The following is a 16,922-nucleotide window of genomic DNA, read 5'->3' as shown; positions in this document are numbered from 1 at the left end:
CTATTCCTCCTCGCCCGCGCCCTTGCCGAGTTCGGCCTTGAGCAGGAATGCGTTCTTGGTCGCGACAATCTGGCCAGGCTTCAGCCCCGAGAGGATTTCGACACGGCCCGCGCTACGCTGACCGACGGTCACCTGCTGCGCGCGGAAGCCGGTCTTCGTGCGCACGAACACCACGTCGCGGCCCTCGAGCGTCTGGAGCGCCTCGTCGGCGATCACGATCGTTGCGGGACCACCGGTCGCGGCGCCGCGGGTGGGAAGCAGGCGTACCCGGACCGCGAGGCCGGGCTGCAGCGCGCCGGGAACATCGAGGACGGCGGTTGCCGAGCGGGTTTCGCCCGAAAGGCCGGGCGTCACCGCGCGGACACGCGCGTCGATCGTCTGTCCGTCGGGCAGTTCTATGATCGCGCGGTCCCCCGGGGACAGCCGCTGCGCGTCGGCCGGACCGACCGCAGCCTCGATCTGCACCTTGCTCGGATCGGCAACCCGGAACAATTCGGTTTCGGGCTGCACGAAGGCACCGAGGCTCGCGCTCTCGGCCGTGATCCGTCCCGAGATCGGGCTCGCGACGATCACACTGCTTCCATCGCGGGTGACCTGCGCCGCGTTCGCTGCGGCGCGGGCACGTTGCGCTTCGGCCGCGGCAGCCGCGGCTTCGGCCTGCGCCTGCTCGTAATCGACGCGTGCCGACACCTTCTGGTCGAACAGCGTCTTCTCGCGGTGGAGATTCTTCTGCGCGAGCGTCGAGCGCGCATCGGCCGCAATCCGTTCCGCCGCAATCTGCGCTGCGTCGCGGCTTTGCACGATCGCGATCGTTTCGCCGGCGCGGACCGGATCGCCGAGCCGTTTGAAGAGGCGGGTCACCGCACCACCTGCGCGGGCGGTGACGATCGCCTCGCCGCTCGGCGCGGCAGTGACCGTGGCCTGCGAGATGATTTCGGAGCCGAGACCGCCGGCGCCGATTGCCTCGACGCCGATTTCGGCGGCCTTGATCGCTTCGGGTGTGATAGCGAGGCTGCTTGGAAGCGCTTCGCTTTCAGTTGCGGCTTCGCCTTCGGCAGCCGGCGCGGGGGCCGGATCAGCGGTGCAGCGGGCGACGCCGAAGCCGGTGACGGCGGCGAGGGCGATGGCGCCCGCGACAGTGCCGAGAAGGCGCTTGTCCTTGGTGATCATATTCTATCTCCGCTGATGATGCGGTTCGCGCGCCGACCGGCAGCGCACCCCTGTTGACTTGAAAGGACGGCGGCGAAGGCGCCTCCGTCCGCTGGAAGGATCGGCGCGCTCATGGCTGATGGTCCGCATCGCCATCGGCGGCCGCCTGGCGCGAAAGGATCGCACGGGCCGCGGCCCGGGCTTGCCTCGCGGCGATCAGTTCGGCCTGCGTTGCCGCATAGGCCTGCTGTGCGTCGATATATTCGACGAGCGAGGACTTGCCGGCGCGGTAGCTGAGCTCGGCAAGCCGGACCCCTTCGCGCGCCTGCTCGATGCCGCTGCCTTCGAGCGCCGCGAGACGCGCTTCGGCCGCCTCGAGTTCGGCTTGCGCATTCGCGATTTCCGCCTGGGCGTTGACCACGGCATTTTCGCGCCGGGCGATCGCGGCGGCGACATCGGACTTGGCAGCCGAGATGTTGCCGCGATTGCGATCGAAGACCGGTAGCGGTACCGAGACGTTGGCGACGAGCGCGCGATCGCCGGTCTCGCGAAGCTGGCGCACTCCGAACCCGACCGATGGGTCGAGCCGGCCGTCGGCCCGCTGCCCCTGGAGCCGCGCCTCGGCAATGAGCTTCTCGGTTTCGGCAAGACGGACGTCGAGCGTTGCGAGCGAGTCCACCGTCGCCGGTGTCACCCACAAATCGCCATCGACCAGTTCGGCCGGCGGGACCGAGCTGCCGAGGAGAGCCGCGAGCGAGCGGCGTGCGGTCCGCTCTTCGGCCTCGGCGGTGCGCAATTCAGCGGTCGCCTGCACAAGGGCCGCATTGGCGCGGAAGGCCCGCAGCGGCGGCTCGTTTCCCGTGTCGACCATCGCCTGCGCGACGCGGACAAGTTCGCGGGCTCGGGCTTCATTCTCGCGCGCAAGCGCCAGATTGTCGCGGGCCGCGGTCGCCGTCGCGAACTGATTGCGCACGTCGAACGCGAGGTCCGCGCGGGCAATTTCCAGTCGATATTGCGCGGCCAGAAACTCTGCGTCGGCGAGCGTCATGCGGGCGCGGCGGCGCCCGCCTATGTCGAGCCGCTGGTTGACCGACACGGTCGTTTCGAGGCCATTGAGCCCCGAATAAGGACCCGTTCCGGCAAAATTCTCGACGTCGACGTTCAGCGTTGGGTTGTAGCGATAGCCCGCTTGGCGCTGGCGGCCGCGCGCGGCCTCCACTTCAGCCTGGGCGGCAACCACGCGCGGCGACCGCGCGTCGGCTTCTTCCATCGCCTGGGCGAGGGACAATCGGGCGGGAAGCGGGCCGGTGCGGACCGCCTCGTCGGATGAAGAAGGCGGACCCACGAGCTCCGTTCCTGCCGATTGGGCAGCAACGGGCGCGGCATTTGCGCCTGCAACGAGCGCCGCGAAAGTCGCGGCGACAACTATGGATTTCATGAAAAGGAGACTCCTGACGTTTCCAGGGAGAGGCGCGCGCAGAGGGCGCGCGCAAACCTAGAGCGTCAGGCGATTGGAGGGCGGAATGTCCCGATGTAGGCGACGGGCGGCAACGTGGCCGCGGGCACGAGCGCGTGCGACTGGCTGCAAGGCACTTCGGTCGATGCGGTCAGCGTCTCCGCCGGTACCCCCGAGTGATGCCCATGGCAGCCGTGAGGGGCAGCCGGGAACGGCTGCTGTTCGCCAGAAGACGACTTCTTCTTGTCGGTTTCGGCGCTTTCGGTTGCCGGCGCGGCGACACAGCCGGCTTCGATCGCAGCGACCAGGAAGCTCGTCTCGGCTCGTTCCTCACTCGCATGCGCGAGCGACCCAGCAACCGTTCCGGATGCAAGGAGAATGGTCAGCAGGAAGAGGATCACCCGTCGCATTGGAACAGGCCCCTAGCATCGAAACGGCAGGATGAAAAGTAGAAGATTTTCAATCTACTTCGGGACACCTTGCTGGCCGCCCAACGCTATCTGTAATGTTATCACATTATCAAGCCAAAATTCATGTATTGAATATTTTGATACTTATTAGAACCCGAGACAAATCAAAGCACTCATCGAATATCCTCGTAACAGTTAGAATATTTTTGGGAGAATGCTTCATATTCCTATGAAACCATAGCATGGGCCCGAGACTATTGCAGACCAATAGGTTCCACAAGACTCTGGTCCATCGCGTGAGATTGGAACGGACCGCGCTGCGTACCGGCCTGCGACATGGGCCTCCGATCCTATATCTAATATAGATTGCCAAATCGGTTCGAGGAGATGGCAGGCAGAATGGACGCCAATCGGGTTCGGGGTCTCGTCCTCCGCGCCCGGGCTGGACGCAAGCGCGAAGCCGACGTCCATTGCCGCGTGCATCATGCATGCGATGGGCTCGCAGCACCGGTTGCGCCCGATTTGGACTTTCGGAACAATCCATTCGCTGTTAGGGGCGCACCGATGTCCGGCGCTCCCTTCCGCCTTCTGCTTGTGATTATCCTGCTTCTGAGCGGGCTCCACAATGCTGCGCCGGCGGCGGCGGGCATGACGCACCATGCCACCGATTCGCATCTCGCTCACCATGCGGAATCGGGTCATGCCTCGGGCAAGGATTCGTCCAACGGTCAGCAGGATGCCGACATCCACGGCAGTCACCATAATTGCCCGGTCGCATCCGACCAGGCCCTCGCAGGCCATGACGATCTGTCCTGTTTTTCCGGCGGCCTCCTCTTTGTGCTGCCCGCGACGCGCCTCGCTTCGCGCGCTCTTGCTCCCCCCCTGAACCCTCCCCTCGCCTGAACCACGCCTGCCGCGCGGCCCTTTCCGGCCTGCGCTCAGTCGTCTCGTTCAGGAGTGAGAATTTATGCATATCCATATGCGCGCCGCCCTGTTGGCCGGGGCTGCGCTGCTGGCGGGGTCCGTTTGGGCCCAGCCGCTAACGCTCGACCAGGCGGTCGAGCGGGCCATCGCCGTATCGCCCGAGCTTAGAGCGGGCGAAGCGGGGGTCGACGCTGCGCGCGGCGATCAGCTGCAAGCCCGTGTCCGTCCCAATCCGACCGTTTCGGTCGATATGGACAATGGCGTCGGGACAGGCGGCTATGGCCTGTTCCGGCAGTCCGAGTTGACCGTCACCTATTCGCAGCCGCTCGAACGCGGCGGCAAGCGTGAGGCGCGCATGGCGCTTGCCGAGCGCGGCGTCGTGCTGGCCGAAGCGCAATGGCGGATTGTCCGGCTCGATATCGCCCAACAGGTCCAGCGCGCCTACATCAACGTCCAGATCGCCGAACAGATGGTCTGGATCGCCGAAGACCGCGTCAAACTCGAAAAGGAGATACGCGCCGAGGCCATCCGGCGGGTGCGCGGCTACAAGGACCCGCTGTTTGTCGAAACAAGGGCGGATGCCCGCATTCTCGAAGCCGAGCTGGCCCTGAAGGAAGTCCAGGCGAAACGCCAATCGGCACGCGCTCTGCTCACGTCCTTCTGGGGCGGCGCTCCCGACAGCCTCGTTATCGCGGAAGGGATCGAGAAGCCCGATCCGCGTGACCCGCCGCTGGCCGAAGCCGACGCCGCAGTCTTCGATGCCGCAGTCGATCGCGCCCGGGCACAAGTCGTCGTCGAGCAGAGCCGTGCGCATCAGGATTATACGGTATCGGGGGGGACCCGCTTCCTTCGAGAGACCAATGATGTCGCCGTTCTCGGCGGTATCTCGATCCCGCTCGGAAGGTTCGACCGCAATCAGGGCAATATCGCGCGGGCACAAGCGGAGCGACGGCAGCTCGAATATCAGTCCGAGGCCAACCGTCTCGAGCGCTTGCGGCGTCTCGCCTCGCTTCGGGCGGATGCCGATGCAGCCCGGGTGCGCGCCGAAGGCATCATGAACACCGTCTATCCCAAGGCGGTGAAGACACTTGCGCAGGTGCGCGAAGGCTATGCCCGCGGCGGTTTCCTGTTCGCCGACGTACAGGACGCAGCCGACGTCATCATCCAAATCCAGGGTCAGTGGGCCGATGCCATGACGAGTTACCGCGATTTGCTCGCGGAGATCGATCGCCTGACCGGCCGCTTCGATGCGGCTCCCCTTGCGGAGAATATTCCATGAAGAAATTTCCATTTCCCGCCGCGGCTGCGGCGTTGTTCCTTGCGGTGCCTCTCGCTGCCTGCGGCGGCGGAGCCGAGGGCGAAGACAAACATGAAGAAGGCGAAAGCCACGCCGAGGGCGAAGGCGAGGAAGACGCCGAAGGCCCGAACGGCGGCAAATTGCTCAAGAATGGGGACTTCGCAGTCGAGGTCACGATCTTCGAAAATGGCACCGAGCCGCAATTCCGCGTCTTCGCGACACGCGACGGCAAGCCGGTCGACCCCAAGGACGTCCAGCTCGCGATCACGCTCACCCGGCTAGGCGGCGATGTCGATCGCTTCACCTTCCGTCCGCAAGGCAAGTTTCTCGCGGGTCAGGGTGTCGTCACCGAGCCGCATAGCTTCGATGTCGAGGTCGTCGCGGTCGTGGGCGGCAAACGCCATGTCTGGAAATATGCCAATCCCGAAGGCCGGACCCGGATCGCGGCCGATGCAGCGAAGGCGGGCGGCATTGAAACCGCGGTCGTCGGGCCGGCGACGGTCGGCGAGATGCGCGAGCTCTACGGCACCGTCCAATTGTCTCCGACCGCCCGCTCCGAAATTCGCGGCCAGTTCCCCGGCCGTGTCGTCTCGGTGACCAAGGCGGTTGGGGACAGCGTCCGCCGCGGGGAGCTGCTCGCACGTATCGAGTCGAGTGAGAGCCTCCAGGTCTATCCGGTATATGCAACGGTCGGGGGCGTGATTGCCGAGCGCAACGCCAATCCCGGCGATGTTACCGACGGGCGCGCGCTCTATGTCGTTACCGACCCGGCGCAGACCACGGTCGTCTTCAACATCTTCCCCCGCGACCTCGCGATTATTCGTCCGGGTATGCGGGTGACCGTGGAGACGCAGGACGGCGCCGAAATCGCGACCGCGCCGCTCGGGCAGTTCCTGCCCGACGGCAACGCCGAGGCGGGAACCGCACTTATCCGCGCGACGATCCCGAACCGCTCGGGAACGCTCCGCCCCGGCATGGCCTTGCGCGGCCGGGTGATGGTCAACCCCGTCACAGTGCCGCTCGCCGTGCGAACCGAGGCGATCCAGCCCTTCCGCGACTTCAAGGTGGTCTATGCCAATTTCGGGCAGGACTATGAGGTCCGGATGCTGAAGCTCGGCCGTTCGTCGCCCGAATGGACCGAGGTCCTGTCGGGCATCAAGCCCGGCACCGCCTATGTCACCAAGGGCAGTTTCCTCGTTCGCGCCGACATCGAAAAGTCCGGCGCGGGCCACGACCATTGATCGGGGAGCAGGATAACATGCTAGCCAGAACCATAGGCTTTTCGATCCGGCAACGATGGCTCGTCCTCGCGGTCGTCGCGCTCCTCTGCGCGATCGGCGCGTGGAGCGCGACCAAATTGCCCATCGACGCCGTTCCCGACATCACCAACGTCCAGGTCCAGATAAACACCAAGGCGGAAGGCTATTCGCCGCTCGAATCCGAGCAGCGCATCACCTATCCGATCGAGACCGCGATCGCGGGCATACCGAACCTCAACTATACCAGATCGATCTCGCGCTACGGCCTCAGCCAGGTCACCGTTGTCTTCGAGGACGGGACCGACATCTATTTTGCGCGCCAGCAGGTCAACGAGCGGCTCCAGGCCGCGCGCGGCCAGCTTCCGCCCGGGATGGAGCCCGAAATGGGCCCGATCTCGACGGGCCTCGGCGAGATCTTCATGTTCTCGATCGAGGCTGAGCCGGGCGCGCGAAAACCCGACGGCACGCCTTATACGGCGGAAGACCTGAGGACTATGTCCGACTGGGTCATCCGGCCGCAGATGCGCACGATCCCGGGGGTCGCCGAGATCAACACGATCGGCGGCTATGCCCGCCAATATCATGTGACCCCCAATCCGGCCTCGCTCGCCTCGCTCAATCTCTCGCTCAACGATGTCGTCACCGCACTCGAGGTCAATAATGCCAACCGCGGCGCCGGTTATGTCGAGCGCAGCGGCGAACAGATTCTGATCCGCGTGCCGGGTCAGGCCAATAATGAGCGTGACCTGTCGCAGATCATCGTCACCACCCGCGGCGGGGTTCCAATCCGGATCGCCGACGTCGCCGATGTCGCGATCGGTTCGGGGCTCCGCACGGGCGCCGCGACCGAGAATGGCAAGGAAGTCGTCCTCGCCACGGTCTCGATGCTGATCGGCGAGAATCCGCGCGTGGTGGCGCAGGCCTCGGCCGAACGTCTCGTCGAAGCCTCGCGTGCGTTGCCGAAGGGCGTCGTTGCCAAGCCGCTCTACGATCGCACCGCGCTCGTCGAACGGACGATCTCGACGGTGCAGAAGAACCTCGCCGAGGGCGCGTTGCTCGTCATCGTGATCCTGTTCCTCCTGCTCGGCAATTTCCGGGCGGCGCTGATCACGGCGGCGGTCATTCCGGTCGCGATGCTGATGACCCTGACGGGCATGCTCCAGACGCGAACATCGGCAAACCTCATGAGCCTTGGCGCGCTCGATTTCGGCCTCATCGTCGACGGGGCCGTCATCATCGTCGAGAACTGCCTCCGCCGGCTCGGCGAGGCTCAGCACAGGCTCGGGCGCCTGCTCGATCGCGACGAACGCTTCGGTCTCGTCGCCTCGGCGAGTGCAGAGGTGATCAAGCCGAGCATCTTCGGCATCATCATCATCACCGCCGTCTATTTGCCGATCTTCGCGCTCGAGGGCGTCGAGGGCAAAACCTTCCATCCGATGGCGATCACCGTCGTCCTCGCGCTTACTGCCGCTCTGCTGCTGTCGCTCACGCTGGTTCCGGCCGCGGTGGCGCTGTTCGTGACCGGCAAGGTCGAGGAAAAAGAAAATTGGCTGATGCGCGGTCTCGGCAAGGGCTATCGCCCGATGCTCGACCGCGTCCTCAATTGGCCGAAGGCGGCGCTTTCGGGCGCGCTGCTGCTCGTCGCGCTGAGCGGCGTGGCGGCGACCAGTCTCGGGTCCGAGTTCATCCCGGACCTCGACGAAGGCGACATCGCGATGCACGCGATGCGGATACCGGGGACGAGCCTGACACAATCGATCACGATGCAGGAAGCGCTGGAGAAGAGGATCAGGCAGTTCCCCGAAGTCGAGCGGGTGTTCGCAAAGATCGGCACGCCCGAGGTCGCGACCGATCCGATGCCGCCGTCGGTCGCCGATAATTTCATCATGCTCAAGGACCGGAAGGAATGGCCCAATCCTAGAAAGACGCGCGACCAGCTCGTTGCCGAACTCAACAAGGCAGTGAACGAGGTGCCGGGGAACAATTATGAGTTCACCCAGCCGGTGAAGATGCGCATGAACGAGCTGATCGCCGGCGTTCGCGCCGACGTTGCGATCAAGCTGTTCGGCGACGATCTCGACCAATTGCTCGAATCGGGGCAGGCGATCGAGGAAGTCGCCGGCGGGATTGCGGGCGCGCAGGACGTGAAGCTCGAACAGGTCACCGGGCTGCCGATGCTCTCGGTCACGCCCGACCGAGACAAGCTTGCGCGTTATGGCGTGAGTATGGAGACGGTCCAGGACGCGGTTTCGACCGCCACCGGCGGCCGTCAGGCCGGCGAGCTTTTCGAGGGTGACCGCCGCTTCGACGTCATCGTCCGGCTTCCCGAGGCCATTCGCACCGATCTCGCGTCGCTCGGCAATCTCCCCGTTGCACTTCCGGCCGGCGGCTTCGTGCCGCTTTCGGAGTTGGCGGAGATATCGCTCGCGGCGGGGCCGAACCAGATCAGCCGCGAAAATGGCAAGCGCCGTGCGGTGATCACGGCGAATGTCCGTGGGCGCGATCTGGGATCGTTCATCGACGAGCTCACGCAAAAGGTCGAAGCTGAGGTCGTGCTGCCCGATGGCTACTACATCGAATATGGCGGCACGTTCGAACAGCTTCAGTCCGCGACCGAGCGCCTCCAGATCGTGGTGCCGCTCGTGCTGCTGCTGATCTTCGGACTGCTGTTCATGCTGTTCGGGTCGGTTCGCGATGCGGCGATCGTCTTCTCGGGCGTGCCTCTGGCGCTGACGGGAGGGGTCGCGGCGCTCGCGCTTCGCGATATCCCGCTATCGATCTCCGCGGGCGTTGGCTTCATCGCCCTGTCCGGGGTCGCGGTGCTCAACGGCGTGGTCATGCTCTCCTTCATCAAGGATCTGCGCGAACGCGGAAAAGGCCTCGTCGAGGCGATCCGCGAAGGCGCTCTGACCCGCCTCAGACCGGTGATGATGACCGCGCTGGTGGCATCGCTCGGGTTCGTACCGATGGCGCTCAATGTCGGGGCTGGATCCGAGGTACAGCGGCCGCTGGCGACCGTCGTCATCGGCGGGATCATCTCGTCGACGATCCTGACTTTGCTCGTGCTGCCGGCCCTGTACCTCCTGGTCCATCGACGGACCGCGAAGGCCGAAGAGGAAGAATTGGCGCGCCCAAGCGGCGTGCCCAGCCCGGCAAGCTGAAGCCCTCCTGGATGACCGCCATTCCCCCCTGTCGGCGGCATCCGGGAGTGCTGACTGGGGCGGAACCCAAGCGGGTTCCGCCTCCTTTTAGCGATGGTGAGGATTGAGGAGCTTGCAATGAATGAAAAAGCATCCGGGAGCGAACGCGAAAAGCGAACGCTCCAGATCGTTCTCGTCCTGAACGCGGCGATCGCGATCGCCTTCCTTGTAACCGGCGCGCTCGGGGATTCGAGCGCGCTCATAGCAAACGGACTCGACAATCTGTCCGACGCCGCGGTCTATGCCTTGAGCCTCGTTGCGCTCAGCCACGGCCTGAAATGGAAAACCCGTGCTGCCACGGCATCGGGCGTCATGCTGCTGGTTTTCGCCGTCGGCGTTTTGTTCGATGTCGGACGCCGCTATTTTGAAGGAAGCGAACCAATCGGCCCGACCATGATGATCATGTCGGCGGTCGCTGCTGTGGTGAACTATGCGTGCCTGAAGCTCTTGCAGCGCATTCAGGATCCGGACGTGAATCTCAGAGCCGCGACAACCTTCAGCTTCAATGACTTCATCTCGAACGGCGGCATCCTGATCGCCGGCGTGCTCGTCTGGTGGCTCGGGACGAACTGGCCTGATCTTCTGGTTGGATTCGCGACTGCGCTGATCGCGATCAAGGGCGGGATCGAAATTCTTCGCGACGCTCGGCAAGAGGCCAAGCAGCAGAGTGGCTAGAGGATGTGGGGCGTGTCGGATCGGCGGAAGAATGTTCGGACCTCTGCGAACAACGTCGCCGATCCTGCCCTAGAGGCACCCGACAGCTCGCTCCCATCATATTACGTCCTTATTACGCGAAGCTAAAATCGAGCCCGCGTAACGACGCATATTACGCCGCCACTCGACGTAGGTATCTGAAATTGTTAGGAAAACTGGAGCGGGCGAAGGGATTCGAACCCTCGACCCCAACCTTGGCAAGGTTGTGCTCTACCCCTGAGCTACGCCCGCTCTGGCGGCTGGAAACCGGTCGGTTCCAGCGGGTGAGGCGGGCGATTAGCACCGGCTTTTTGACTCGGCAACCCCTGATTGCGTTTTTCTGCGAAGGGTTGGCATATCGCGCGCAAATCCCACATAAGCGGCGCAAGAGTCTCGTCCGCTTCGGCGGGCGCTACCGGAAATCAGGAACAGGAGCATATTTTCGTGGCCACCCTCGGTCTGAACCCCTCCGAAAAGGAAGCCGTCGAAGCCTTCCGCCGCGACGTCGTCGAACCATCGATGACCAGCCTCGTCATCCTCGATTTCTGGGCCGAATGGTGCGGCCCGTGCAAACAGCTCGGCCCCGTGCTCGAAAAGGTCGCCGCCGATTATGCCGACAAGGGCGTCGTGCTGGTCAAGGTCGACGTCGATGCGAATCGCTTCCTCGCCGGCCAGTTCCAGGTCCAGTCGATCCCGACCGTCTATGCGATCTTCCAGGGCCAGCCGGTCGCCAACCTGACCAACGCGCGCACCGAAAGCCAGTTGAAGGCGATTCTGGACCAGCTGCTCGCGCAGTTGCCAATCGAAAGCGAGGCGACCGCCCGTGCGGTCGAGATCGCGCCGCTGATCGAAATGGGCGAAGGCGTGCTGGCCGAAGGCGACGGCGCGCGCGCCGCGAGCATCTTTGCGCAGATCCTCGACATGGCACCCGACAATGCCCCCGCGCACGGCGGTCTGATTCGCGCATTCCTTCTCGCCGATGACATCGAAGGCGCGCAGGCCGCGCTCGACGCTGTGCCCGCCGACATCGCCGACGATCCCGCGATCGCGCAGGCGAAAAGCGCGCTCGCGCTTGCCGCCGATGCCCCCGACGCGGGCGAGCTTGCCGCGTTCGAAGCCGCGGTCGCGGCGAACCCGGACAACCATCAGGCGCGCTACGACCTCGCTGCCGCGCAAATCGGCGCGGGACAGCGCGACGCCGCCGCCGACAATCTCCTTCACATCGTTGCCGCCGATCGCGAGTGGCAGGACGGCGCCGCGCGCGCCAAATTGCTGTCGCTGTTCGAAGCCGTCGGGCTTGAAGATAGTTGGGTTGCGGCGCAGCGCCGCCGCCTGTCGCTGATCCTGTTCGGGTGATGGGCGAGACCGCGCCTTTGACAATCCAGCGGATCGCGATCTTTCCGCTGACCGGTGCGGTGTTGTTCCCCGGGCTGCACCTGCCGCTGCACATCTTCGAGCCGCGCTATTCCGCGATGGTGCAGGAGGTGCTGGCGCGCGACCGGCAGATCGGGATGATCCAGCCGCGCCAGATTCCCGGCGAAGAGGATCGCGAACCGCCCGCGCTCTATGACATCGGCTGCGTCGGCCGCATCGTCGACGTCGAGGCGCTCGACGAGGGCCGCTTCAATCTGGTGCTCGAAGGCGTCGCACGCTTTCGCGTCCGCCGCGAACTCGACGTCACGACGCCGTTCCGGCAGGTCGAAGCCGAGATCGAACTCGAAGCCGAAGACGACGCCGTGCTCGCGAGCATCGAGCGCGCGAGCCTCGAACGCGAGGCCAAGCGCTTCGCGGCGCGGCAGGGCTATGTCGTCGACTGGGACTCGGTCGGACAGCTCGACGATGCGACGCTGGTCAACGGCATCGCGCAGGTCGCGCCGTTCGACGCCGCGGCGAAGCAGGCGCTGCTCGAAGCGACGCCGATCGACGCACGCGCCGAGCTCGTCGTCCAGCTGATGCAATTCTTCGGCCGCTTCGACGGCGACGACGGCCGCGCCACGCTGCAATAATATTTGGCGGAACGGCACCGCTGCTTCGAATAGCGTTAGTGCGCCTTCCGCCCTGCGGTGTGGCGGATCATGTCGGCGAGCGCGCGGCGAACGATATGGCGATCGCTTTCGCGCAGCCGGTCGGCGGCCTCGGTCACGATCAGCTGATGACGGACAAGCTCCTTTTCGGCGGCGACGCGAACCATGATCCGCTTGCTGTCCCCGCCCGTTCCGCGGGACAGCCCGGCGCGCCGGCGCACCGCCCAGTCGCCGACGAGGCGATCGGCGACAAGCGCCGCGAGACTGTCTGCCGCGCCCTGTTCGGCCGCGGCTTCGGCGGCGGGGTCGACCAGCCAGTCATCCGCGCCATCGTCGCAGAGCGCGTCGAGCGACAGCGTTGCGGTGACGTGCCGCCGCCCGGCGCAGCGCTGGTCGCCGTGAAGACGGTGACGAAGCGCCTGTAATTCGGCGCGCAACTGCCAGTTTACATAGGTAGTGAAGCGCGCCCGCGCCGGATCATAGCGTCCGGCGGCGCGGTGGAGTGCGATCGCGCACACTTGCGCGGCGTCATCGGCGACGTCGGCGAGGCCATAGGCGCGGGTGAAATAGCGGATTCGCGGTGCCGCGAGCGCCGCGAGCCGGGCAAAAGCCCGATCGGCCAGCGCCCGGGTGCGCGCTCCCGGCGTCGCATCGAGCGCGGTTCGCGCCTGGATATAATCGGTCACCGCCGTTTCGAGCGCATCGCTTTTTGCCGACATGCTGCTGTCCCCATCCTGCCGCGGCATGGTTGCCGCCTCGACAGGGATAGGCGGTCATGCTTAGCACCGGGCTGCCCCGCGCCTAGGTAATAATACCTAGATTTCGGCGCCCGCGAGCAGGCGCGGCAGGTCGCCGGCCTCGCCGCGCGCTTCGTCCATGAAGAAACGCTTGAGCATCGGCATCCGCTGCACCGCGCCAAGCCCGGTGCGGCGCACCGCCGCGGCGGTGCGTCCGGGAATGCCGAACAGCCGCGTCAGCCCGTCGGTCGCGAGGCTGACCATCATATTGTCGAGCCCGCGCCAGCGCTGATAGCGCGCGAGCAGTGCCGCATCGCCGAGGTCGAGGCCAAGCCGTGCACCCTCGACGAGCACTTCGGCGAGCGCCGCGACGTCGCGGAGCCCGAGGTTGAGCCCCTGCCCGGCGATCGGATGGATACCGTGCGCGGCGTCGCCGACGAGCGCGAGGCGGTCGGCGACGATCGACGCGCTGTGATGGAAGCCGAGCGGATAGGTCATGCGCGGCGCGACGAGTTCCATCGCGCCCAGCACCCCGCCGGCGCGCTTCTGCAACTCGGCGATGAAGCCACGCTCGCCCAGCTTGGCAAAGCCGGGGCCGTCGGTTTCGGACACGGTCCAGACGAACGCCGAGCGGTGCCGGCCCTGCTCGTCGTCGACGAGCGGCAGCAACGCGAACGGTCCCGACGGATAGAAGATTTCGTGCGCGACGTTGCCGTGCGGCTTTTCGTGCGCGACCGCACCGATCATCGCATGATGATGGTACGACCAGTTCGCGATGCTGAACCCCGCCGCGTCGCGCGTCGGCGAACGGCGGCCTTCGGCGACGACCAGTAACGGCGCGGCGAGCCGCGTGCCGTCAGCAAGCGTCAGCGTGACGCCATGCGCGTCGGTGTCGCGCGCCACGACCTCGGCAGGCATGAACAGGCGAACGAGCGGCGTATCGGCGAGCCCCGCGGCGAGCGCGAGGCGGAGCTGGCGATTCTCGATCATCGTCCCGAGCGGCGGCGCGCCGTCGGCGGTGATGAAGTCGAGTTCACCGCCGCGGCCGCTGTCGGGCGCGCCGTCGCCGACCTTGATCGCGCGGATCGGGCAGCCATGGCCGGCGAGTCGCTCTGCGATCCCCAGCACCTCGAACATCTGCCAGGTCGCGCTGGCGATCGCCGAGGCGCGGCCGTCGAACCCCGGCGCGATCGTGCGCGTCGGGTCGGCGGGGTCGACGACCTGGACCGAGAGGCCGTGGTGGGCCAGGGCAAGGGCCAGCGCCTGGCCGACGAGGCCGCCACCCGAAATCAGGACATCGCTGCGCAGCGTTTCACTCATGCCGATGCCCTAGCGTGCGGCAGGACGGTTGGAAAGGCCGCGGTGGCGGCGGCCGCCCGCTTGACGGCGAGTCCCCCCCATGCGCATATCGCCGTGGTTAACTGACAGGGACCCGTAAAGAGCATGGCTAGCCGCAAGGCCGCACCCGTAAAGGCCGATTGGCGCACGGTTTTCCGCCAAAGCATCGCGCGATCGATCGTGATCGCGGCGGCGGCGCTGCTCGGGCTGTTCACGCTGTTCCTCGCCCTCGCGCTCCTCACCTACGACAGCACCGACGCCGCGCTCAACACCGCCGCGCATGGCACCGCGGCGAACTGGATGGGCAGCGCGGGCGCGTGGTTCGCCGACCTGGGCCTGTCGATCGGCGGCGTCGGCGTAGCGCTGCTGCTGCCGTTGCTCGGGATCATGGCGTGGCGGCTCTGGGCCGGCGAGGCGCAGCCCTATTGGCCGCGCCAGCTTGCGTACAGCTTCATCGGCATATTGCTCGTCGGGCTCGGCGCCGAACTCTGGTCGCCCGCGACCAACGCACCGATGCCCGCAGGCTGGGGCGGGATCATCGCGCTGCTGCTCGGCGGTGCGATCGCGCCTTTGTTCGCGCAGGCGGGCGAGCCCGCCGCGGCGCTGATCCGCTTTGCCACCATCCTGCTGCTCGTCGGGGTCGGCCTGTGGCTCGCGTGGCGCGCACTGCGGCTCGAAAAGGGCTGGGCGTCGCGTTTCAAACTGCCCGCGGCCGAGGGCAAAAGCCGCGTCGTCGAACCCGCACGCGTGGCGAGCGACGACATCCGCGCGCCCGAGCCGGTGGACCGCATCGTCCGCCCGCGCGCCGTTGCCGAACCGAGCGACCGCGCGCCGCCCGAAATCGCCGATCCCGCAGAACGCAGCGCGCCCTCGAAACCCAAACCCAAACCGCAGACCGAGCTGTTCACCAACTACCAGCTGCCTTCGATCGACCTGCTCGCGCCACCGCCGCCGGGGCCGACGGGGCAGATCGACAAGGCGGGACTCGAGCGCAATGCGCGCCTGCTCGAATCGGTGCTCGAGGATTTCCAGGTCAAGGGCGTCGTCACCGCGGTCCGCCCCGGCCCGGTCGTCACGATGTACGAACTCGAGCCCGCACCCGGTACCAAGGCGAGCCGCGTGTCGAACCTCGCCGACGATATCGCGCGCAACATGTCGGCGCTGTCGGCGCGCATCGCGCCGATCCCCGGGCGCACCGTGATCGGCATCGAACTGCCCAACGCGAACCGCGAATCGGTGGTGCTGCACGAAATCATCGGCAGCGCGCTGTTCCAGGACCAGACCGGCGCACTGCCGATCATCCTCGGCAAGAATATCAGCGGCGATCCGATGATCGCCGACCTCGCGCCGATGCCGCACCTGTTGATCGCGGGTACGACGGGTTCGGGTAAATCGGTCGGTTTGAACGCGATGATCCTCTCGCTTCTCTATCGCCTCGGTCCCGATCAGGTGAAGATGATCATGATCGACCCCAAGATGCTGGAACTCAGCGTCTATGACGATATCCCGCACCTGCTCGCCCCCGTGGTGACCGAGCCCAAGAAGGCGATCCGAGCGCTCAAATGGGCGGTCGAGCAGATGGAGGACCGCTACCGGATGATGTCGTCGCTGTCGGTTCGCAACCTTGCGTCCTACAACGACAAGGTGCGCGGCGCGCTCGCCAAGGGCAAGTCGCTCGGGCGACGCGTCCAGACGGGTTACGACCCCGACACCGGGCAGCCGGTCTATGAGGAAGAGACGCTCGACTATGCGCCGCTGCCGCAGATCGTCGTTGTCGTCGACGAACTCGCCGACCTGATGATGACCGCCGGCAAGGAAGTCGAATTCCTGATCCAGCGCCTCGCGCAAAAGGCGCGTGCCGCGGGCATCCACCTGATCCTCGCAACGCAGCGCCCGTCGGTCGACGTCATCACCGGCGTGATCAAGGCGAACCTGCCGACGCGCATCAGCTTCAACGTGACGTCGAAGATCGACAGCCGCACCATTTTGGGTGAAGCTGGCGCCGAGCAACTGCTCGGCAAGGGCGACATGCTTTATGTCCCCGGCGGCAAGCAGATCACGCGTATCCACGGCCCCTTCGTATCCGACGACGAGGTGCGCGCGGTCGCCGACCACTGGAAGGCACAGGGCCGCCCCGACTATATCGAAAGCGTCACCGAGGATCCCGAGGACGGCGGTTTCGCGATGGAGGGCGCGCCCGCGGGCGGCGACAGCGCCGAGGACCGCATGTACGCCAAGGCCTGCCAGATCGTCGTCGAAAGCCAGAAGGCCTCGACCAGCTGGCTGCAACGGCAATTGCGCATCGGATATAACAGCGCCGCGCGCCTGATCGAGCGGATGGAGGAAGAAGGGCTGGTCAGCCCGCCCAACCATGTCGGCCGCCGCGACGTGCTCACCGACCAGTACGGACAGCAAAGATGAGCAACCTTTGCCGG

13 protein-coding genes and 1 tRNA gene are annotated in these 16,922 nt (G+C 65.9%); 8 read left to right on the top strand and 6 right to left on the bottom strand.

Annotated elements, in window-relative coordinates:
* From VGN62_RS19425 to VGN62_RS19415, 3 genes are all read right to left on the bottom strand, one after another.
* Positions 1–1,170 carry an efflux RND transporter periplasmic adaptor subunit gene (locus tag VGN62_RS19425; RefSeq protein WP_058455306.1) on the bottom strand — a complete coding sequence of 390 codons (1,170 nt, stop codon included), beginning with the start codon at positions 1,168–1,170 and terminating at the stop codon, positions 1–3.
* 109 nt (positions 1,171–1,279) lie between these two features.
* On the bottom strand, positions 1,280–2,587 hold the full coding sequence (locus VGN62_RS19420; protein WP_327456963.1) for a TolC family protein: 1,308 nt from the start codon (positions 2,585–2,587) through the stop codon (positions 1,280–1,282).
* A 65-nt stretch (positions 2,588–2,652) separates the two neighbouring features.
* Positions 2,653–3,015 (bottom strand): hypothetical protein, encoded by a 363-nt coding sequence (locus tag VGN62_RS19415; RefSeq protein WP_327456961.1) that lies wholly within the window; start codon positions 3,013–3,015, stop codon positions 2,653–2,655.
* 564 nt (positions 3,016–3,579) lie between these two features.
* Here VGN62_RS19415 and VGN62_RS19410 point away from each other — a divergent pair.
* From VGN62_RS19410 to VGN62_RS19390, 5 genes are all read left to right on the top strand, one after another.
* The gene (locus VGN62_RS19410) at positions 3,580–3,918 is read left to right on the top strand and encodes a hypothetical protein (protein ID WP_327456959.1); all 339 of its coding nucleotides are present in this window, start codon (positions 3,580–3,582) and stop codon (positions 3,916–3,918) included.
* 64 nt (positions 3,919–3,982) lie between these two features.
* Entirely contained in the window at positions 3,983–5,218 is a 1,236-nt protein-coding gene (locus VGN62_RS19405; RefSeq protein WP_327456957.1) for a TolC family protein, read from the top strand.
* Positions 5,215–6,477 carry an efflux RND transporter periplasmic adaptor subunit gene (locus VGN62_RS19400; RefSeq protein ID WP_327456955.1) on the top strand — a complete coding sequence of 421 codons (1,263 nt, stop codon included), beginning with the start codon at positions 5,215–5,217 and terminating at the stop codon, positions 6,475–6,477. Before VGN62_RS19405 ends, VGN62_RS19400 begins: the two co-directional genes overlap by 4 nt.
* 17 nt (positions 6,478–6,494) lie before the next feature.
* The gene (locus tag VGN62_RS19395) at positions 6,495–9,656 is read left to right on the top strand and encodes a CusA/CzcA family heavy metal efflux RND transporter (RefSeq protein ID WP_327456953.1); all 3,162 of its coding nucleotides are present in this window, start codon (positions 6,495–6,497) and stop codon (positions 9,654–9,656) included.
* 117 nt (positions 9,657–9,773) lie between these two features.
* Positions 9,774–10,370: a cation transporter gene (locus tag VGN62_RS19390; RefSeq protein WP_327457043.1), complete on the top strand. Its 597-nt coding sequence runs from the start codon at positions 9,774–9,776 to the stop codon at positions 10,368–10,370.
* Positions 10,371–10,565: 195 nt separating this feature from the next.
* Here VGN62_RS19390 and VGN62_RS19385 read toward each other — a convergent pair.
* Positions 10,566–10,640 (bottom strand) — tRNA-Gly (locus VGN62_RS19385).
* A 192-nt stretch (positions 10,641–10,832) separates the two neighbouring features.
* Here VGN62_RS19385 and VGN62_RS19380 point away from each other — a divergent pair.
* Both VGN62_RS19380 and VGN62_RS19375 read left to right on the top strand, forming a co-directional pair.
* Positions 10,833–11,744, top strand: a complete 912-nt coding sequence (locus tag VGN62_RS19380; protein ID WP_327456951.1) for a tetratricopeptide repeat protein — start codon at positions 10,833–10,835, stop codon at positions 11,742–11,744.
* A complete protein-coding gene (locus tag VGN62_RS19375) occupies positions 11,744–12,394 on the top strand; it encodes an LON peptidase substrate-binding domain-containing protein (RefSeq protein WP_327456949.1) in 651 nt (216 codons plus the stop codon). Before VGN62_RS19380 ends, VGN62_RS19375 begins: the two co-directional genes overlap by 1 nt.
* Positions 12,395–12,429: 35 nt before the next feature.
* Here VGN62_RS19375 and VGN62_RS19370 read toward each other — a convergent pair whose 3' ends face one another.
* The gene (locus VGN62_RS19370; RefSeq protein WP_327456947.1) at positions 12,430–13,131 is read right to left on the bottom strand and encodes a sigma factor; all 702 of its coding nucleotides are present in this window, start codon (positions 13,129–13,131) and stop codon (positions 12,430–12,432) included.
* A gap of 96 nt (positions 13,132–13,227) precedes the next feature.
* Entirely contained in the window at positions 13,228–14,469 is a 1,242-nt protein-coding gene (locus VGN62_RS19365) for an FAD-dependent monooxygenase (RefSeq protein ID WP_327456945.1), read from the bottom strand.
* Between the two features lie 123 nt (positions 14,470–14,592).
* On the opposite strand from VGN62_RS19365, the gene VGN62_RS19360 reads away from it, so the two are divergent.
* Positions 14,593–16,908 carry an FtsK/SpoIIIE family DNA translocase gene (locus VGN62_RS19360; RefSeq protein ID WP_327456943.1) on the top strand — a complete coding sequence of 772 codons (2,316 nt, stop codon included), beginning with the start codon at positions 14,593–14,595 and terminating at the stop codon, positions 16,906–16,908.
* The last annotated feature ends 14 nt before the right edge of the window (positions 16,909–16,922 follow it).

It is taken from the genome of Sphingopyxis sp. (assembly GCF_035998905.1).
In the GTDB taxonomy this organism is placed as follows: Bacteria; Pseudomonadota; Alphaproteobacteria; order Sphingomonadales; family Sphingomonadaceae; genus Sphingopyxis.
Note: the sequence above shows the minus strand (reverse complement) of the source record. Positions and strands in the feature narration are given on the sequence as shown.

Bases quoted from the DNA above. Each gene is read 5' to 3' on its own strand.
- VGN62_RS19365 (WP_327456945.1), bottom strand. From the start codon at position 14,469: ATGAGTGAAACGCTGCGCAGCGATGTCCTGATTTCGGGTGGCGGCCTC.
- VGN62_RS19425 (WP_058455306.1), bottom strand. From the start codon at position 1,170: ATGATCACCAAGGACAAGCGCCTTCTCGGCACTGTCGCGGGCGCCATC.
- VGN62_RS19370 (WP_327456947.1), bottom strand. From the start codon at position 13,131: ATGTCGGCAAAAAGCGATGCGCTCGAAACGGCGGTGACCGATTATATC.
- VGN62_RS19405 (WP_327456957.1), top strand. From the start codon at position 3,983: ATGCATATCCATATGCGCGCCGCCCTGTTGGCCGGGGCTGCGCTGCTG.
- VGN62_RS19400 (WP_327456955.1), top strand. From the start codon at position 5,215: ATGAAGAAATTTCCATTTCCCGCCGCGGCTGCGGCGTTGTTCCTTGCG.
- VGN62_RS19375 (WP_327456949.1), top strand. From the start codon at position 11,744: ATGGGCGAGACCGCGCCTTTGACAATCCAGCGGATCGCGATCTTTCCG.
- VGN62_RS19390 (WP_327457043.1), top strand. From the start codon at position 9,774: ATGAATGAAAAAGCATCCGGGAGCGAACGCGAAAAGCGAACGCTCCAG.
- VGN62_RS19410 (WP_327456959.1), top strand. From the start codon at position 3,580: ATGTCCGGCGCTCCCTTCCGCCTTCTGCTTGTGATTATCCTGCTTCTG.
- VGN62_RS19360 (WP_327456943.1), top strand. From the start codon at position 14,593: ATGGCTAGCCGCAAGGCCGCACCCGTAAAGGCCGATTGGCGCACGGTT.
- VGN62_RS19420 (WP_327456963.1), bottom strand. From the start codon at position 2,587: ATGAAATCCATAGTTGTCGCCGCGACTTTCGCGGCGCTCGTTGCAGGC.
- VGN62_RS19415 (WP_327456961.1), bottom strand. From the start codon at position 3,015: ATGCGACGGGTGATCCTCTTCCTGCTGACCATTCTCCTTGCATCCGGA.
- VGN62_RS19395 (WP_327456953.1), top strand. From the start codon at position 6,495: ATGCTAGCCAGAACCATAGGCTTTTCGATCCGGCAACGATGGCTCGTC.